General features: G+C 71.2%; 4 protein-coding genes. All 4 read left to right on the top strand.

All coding sequences use genetic code 11. The features are described from left to right. Positions 1 to 93: 93 nt before the first annotated feature. Genes ACIQOV_RS32040 through ACIQOV_RS32055 form a run of 4 tightly spaced genes read left to right on the top strand, consistent with a single transcriptional unit; the run spans position 94 to position 3674 of the window. Positions 94 to 1071, top strand: coding sequence for an ABC transporter ATP-binding protein (locus tag ACIQOV_RS32040; protein ID WP_401054192.1), 978 nt, complete (start codon positions 94 to 96; stop codon positions 1069 to 1071). Then, positions 1055 to 1954, top strand: coding sequence for an ABC transporter permease (locus tag ACIQOV_RS32045; RefSeq protein WP_401054194.1), 900 nt, complete (start codon positions 1055 to 1057; stop codon positions 1952 to 1954). Before ACIQOV_RS32040 ends, ACIQOV_RS32045 begins: the two co-directional genes overlap by 17 nt. Positions 1955 to 1981: 27 nt before the next feature. Then, entirely contained in the window at positions 1982 to 2899 is a 918-nt protein-coding gene (locus ACIQOV_RS32050) for an ABC transporter ATP-binding protein (RefSeq protein ID WP_401054196.1), read from the top strand. Positions 2900 to 2957: 58 nt separating this feature from the next. Next, the gene (locus ACIQOV_RS32055) at positions 2958 to 3674 is read left to right on the top strand and encodes an ABC transporter permease (protein WP_401054197.1); all 717 of its coding nucleotides are present in this window, start codon (positions 2958 to 2960) and stop codon (positions 3672 to 3674) included. Positions 3675 to 3763 lie beyond the last annotated feature (89 nt).

The following is a 3763-nucleotide window of genomic DNA, read 5'->3' on the forward strand; positions in this document are numbered from 1 at the left end:
GGGAGCGGGGGGCCGACGTCATACCGCAGCAGCAGACGGGCTCGTCATTCGAGCTCATGGCCCGTACCGCACAAGACCGTTACGGTGGTCGGCGTGTCCACAGCTGTCATCAAGACGGACGGCCTCACCAAGAGGTTTCCCCGGGTCACCGCGCTCGACCAGCTCACCGTCGAGGTGCGGCCGGGTGTGGTCGGCCTGGTCGGGGCCAACGGCGCGGGCAAGTCCACTCTCATCAAGATCCTTCTCGGGCTCGCCCCGGCGACCTCCGGCCGGGGCGAGGTCCTCGGCCTGGACGTCGCCACCCAGGGGTCCGAGATCCGCGCGCAGGTCGGCTACATGCCCGAGCACGACTGCCTGCCACCGGACGTCTCCGCGACCGAGTTCGTGGTGCACATGGCCCGGATGGCGGGCCTGCCCGCCACCGCCGCCCGTGAGCGCACCGCGGACACCCTGCGGCACGTCGGCCTCTACGAGGAGCGGTACCGCCCGATGGGCGGCTACTCGACCGGCATGAAGCAGCGGGTCAAGCTCGCCCAGGCGCTGGTGCACGACCCGAAGCTGGTGCTGCTGGACGAGCCGACCAACGGCCTCGACCCGGCCGGCCGGGACGAGATGCTGGGGCTGATCCGCCGGGTGCACACCGACTTCGGCATCTCGGTGCTGGTCACCACCCACCTGCTCGGCGAGCTGGAGCGGACCTGCGACCACCTGGTCGTGATCGACGGCGGCAAGCTGCTGCGCTCCTCCTCCACCGCCTCCTTCACCGAGGCGACGGCCGTCCTCGCGGTCGAGGTCGGCGACCACTCGGAGGACCACGGCCTGGAGCCGGGCCCGGCGGTCCGCGAGCGGCTCGCCGCGGTCGGCCTGTCCGTCCAGTCCGAGGGTTCGCACCAGCTGCTGGTCCGGCTGGCCGACGAGTCGACGTACGACACCATCCGCGACGCCGTCGCCGAACTGGGCCTCGGCCTGGTCCGGTTGGAACAGCGCCGGCACCGGGTCGCCGAACTCTTCACCGACTCCCAGGACACCGAGCAGAGCAAGGGAGGGACGAACGATGGCGCTGCCTCCTGAGACCAGGTCCGCCGACACCGGCGTCATCCACGACATCGGCTACCGCGGCTACACCGGCCCCCGGCTCGGCCGTTCCTACGCGACCCGCGCGCTCTTCACCCAGAGCCTGCGCGCCGCGTACGGCCTCGGCCGCTCCGGCAAGTCCAAGGTGCTGCCGATGCTGGTGCTGGGCGTGGTGACCGTACCCGCGCTGATCATGGTGGCGCTCTCGGTCGTGATGAAGCGCGAGGAACTGCCGGTCGAGTACGCCGGCTACCTCTCCATGCTCAGCCTGGTGGTCTCGGTCTTCCTCGCCTCCCAGGCGCCGGTACTGCTCTCCCGGGACCTGCGCTACCAGACCGTCCCGCTCTACTTCTCCCGCCCGATCACCCGCACCGACTACGTCCGGGCCAAGTTCGGCGCCATGGTCTGCGCCCAACTGCTGCTGATGGCGGCCCCGTTGCTGGTGCTGTACATCGGCGCGCTGCTCGGCGGGATGGACTTCGGGCACAACACCGGGCACTTCCTGTACGGCCTGGTCGCGGCCGTCCTGTACGCGCTGGTGCCGACCTCGGTCGCCCTGGTGATCGCGGCCGCCACCCCGCGCCGCGGCTTCGGGGTGGCCGCCATCATGGGCTACCTGGCGGTCAGCGCCGCCCTGGGCGCCGCCGCGGTCGGGATCAGCAACCCCAGCACGACCGGCTCCGACACCGCGCAGTGGATGTCGCTGATCTCGCCCACCGACCTGGTGGAGTCCCTGGTCAACGAACTGTTCGGCCTCGGTGAGGGATTCGACCGCCGGCACGCGCCGGGCGGCCTGGGCCTCGCCGTGTTCGCGCTCGTCGCGGTGGCCATGGTGGTCGGCTCGTACCGGCTGCTGCTGCGCCGCTACCGCCGTGTCTAATTCAACTGCAGTGTCTGAGAGGGCGGCATGGCCACCATCAGCATCGACAAGGTCTCCCGCTGGTTCGGGAACGTGGTCGCGGTCAACGACATCACCATGTCCATCGGCCCCGGCATCACCGGCCTGCTCGGCCCCAACGGGGCGGGCAAGTCCACCCTCATCCACATGATGAGCGGCTTCCTGGCCCCCTCCAGCGGCTCCGTCACCCTGGACGGCGCGCCGATCTGGCGCAACCAGCAGGTGTACCGGCAGATCGGCCTGGTGCCCGAGCGGGAGTCGATGTACGACTACCTGACCGGCTGGGAGTTCGTCCTCGCCAACGCCGAACTGCACGGCCTGCCCCAGCCGGGCGCCGCCGCCGGCCGGGCGCTGGACCTGGTGGAGATGGCCTACGCCAAGGACCGCCGCACCGGCACCTACTCCAAGGGCATGAAGCAGCGGGTCAAGATGGCCTCCGCACTGGTCCACGACCCGTCCGTCCTGCTGCTCGACGAGCCCTTCAACGGCATGGACCCGCGCCAGCGGCTCCAGCTGATGGACCTGCTGCGCCGCTTCGGCGCGGACGGCCGGACCGTGCTGTTCTCCTCCCACATCCTGGAGGAGGTCGAGCAGCTGGCCCGGCACATCGAGGTGGTGGTCGCCGGACGGCACGCCGCCTCGGGCGACTTCCGCAAGATCCGCCGACTGATGACCGACCGCCCGCACCGCTACCTGGTCCGCTCCAGCGATGACCGCCGGCTCGCCGCCGCGCTGATCGCCGACGGCTCGACCACCGGCATCGAGGTGGACGAGCGGGAGCGGGCGCTGCGGATCGAAGCGGTGCACTTCCAGGGCTTCACCACCCTGCTGCCCAGGGTCGCCCGGGAGGCCGGCATCCGGCTGTACACCGTCTCCCCGGCGGACGAATCGCTGGAGAGCGTCTTCTCCTACCTGGTCTCCGCATGAGCGGGCACGTGAGCGCCGCCGCCAGAACCGTCGTTGCCCAGGAAGGGGCGGACCGACCATGAACCCCACCGTCGCCAGGCTGACCCTGCGCGGGCTGCTGGGCCGCCGTCGTGGCCTGCTGCTGCTGGTGGTCCCCGCCCTGCTGCTGATCGTCGCGGCCATCGCCAGTGTGTCCAGCGCCGACCCCCACGAGACGGCCGGCAACATCCTCGGGGCCCTCGGCCTCGGCACCCTGATCCCGATCCTCGGGCTGGTCGTCGGCACCGGGGTGATCGCCAACGAGATCGACGACGGCTCGATCGTCTACCTGCTCGCCAAGCCGCTGCCCCGGTGGCGGATCGTCACCACCAAGCTGGTCGTCGCGATCGGCGTCACCTGGCTGTTCTCGGTCGTCCCGACGCTGCTGGCCGGGCTGCTGCTGGTCGGCACCCAGGACGGCGTGGCGCTCGGCTACACCGTGGCGGTGCTGGTCGCCGGCGCCGCGTACAGCGCGCTGTTCCTGCTGCTCGGCGTGGTCACCCGGCACGCGGTGGTGGCCGGGCTCGCGTACGCCCTGATCTGGGAGTCGACGGTCGGCAACTTCGTCGAGGGCGCCCGCACGCTGAGCATCCAGCAGTGGGGCCGCTCGGTGGCCGAGGCGGTCGCCGGGCAGAACGCGATCAGCTCCGACGTCTCGCTCGCGGCGGCGGTGCCGCTGCTGCTGGTGGTCACCGTCGCGGCGACGGTGTTCGCCTCGGTGAAGCTGGCCGGGATGACGCTGGCCGGCGAGGAGTGAGCCCGGCCCGGCACTGAGCCCCGTACGGCACTGAGCCCCGTACGGCACTGAGCCCCGTACGGCGCTGAGCCCCCGTACGGCAGTGGACC

It is taken from the genome of Kitasatospora sp. NPDC091257, assembly GCF_044757675.1.
GTDB classification, from domain to species: Bacteria; Actinomycetota; Actinomycetes; order Streptomycetales; family Streptomycetaceae; genus Kitasatospora; species Kitasatospora lactacystinica.

Bases quoted from the DNA above. Each gene is read 5' to 3' on its own strand.
- ACIQOV_RS32045 (WP_401054194.1), top strand. From the start codon at position 1,055: ATGGCGCTGCCTCCTGAGACCAGGTCCGCCGACACCGGCGTCATCCAC.
- ACIQOV_RS32050 (WP_401054196.1), top strand. From the start codon at position 1,982: ATGGCCACCATCAGCATCGACAAGGTCTCCCGCTGGTTCGGGAACGTG.
- ACIQOV_RS32055 (WP_401054197.1), top strand. From the start codon at position 2,958: ATGAACCCCACCGTCGCCAGGCTGACCCTGCGCGGGCTGCTGGGCCGC.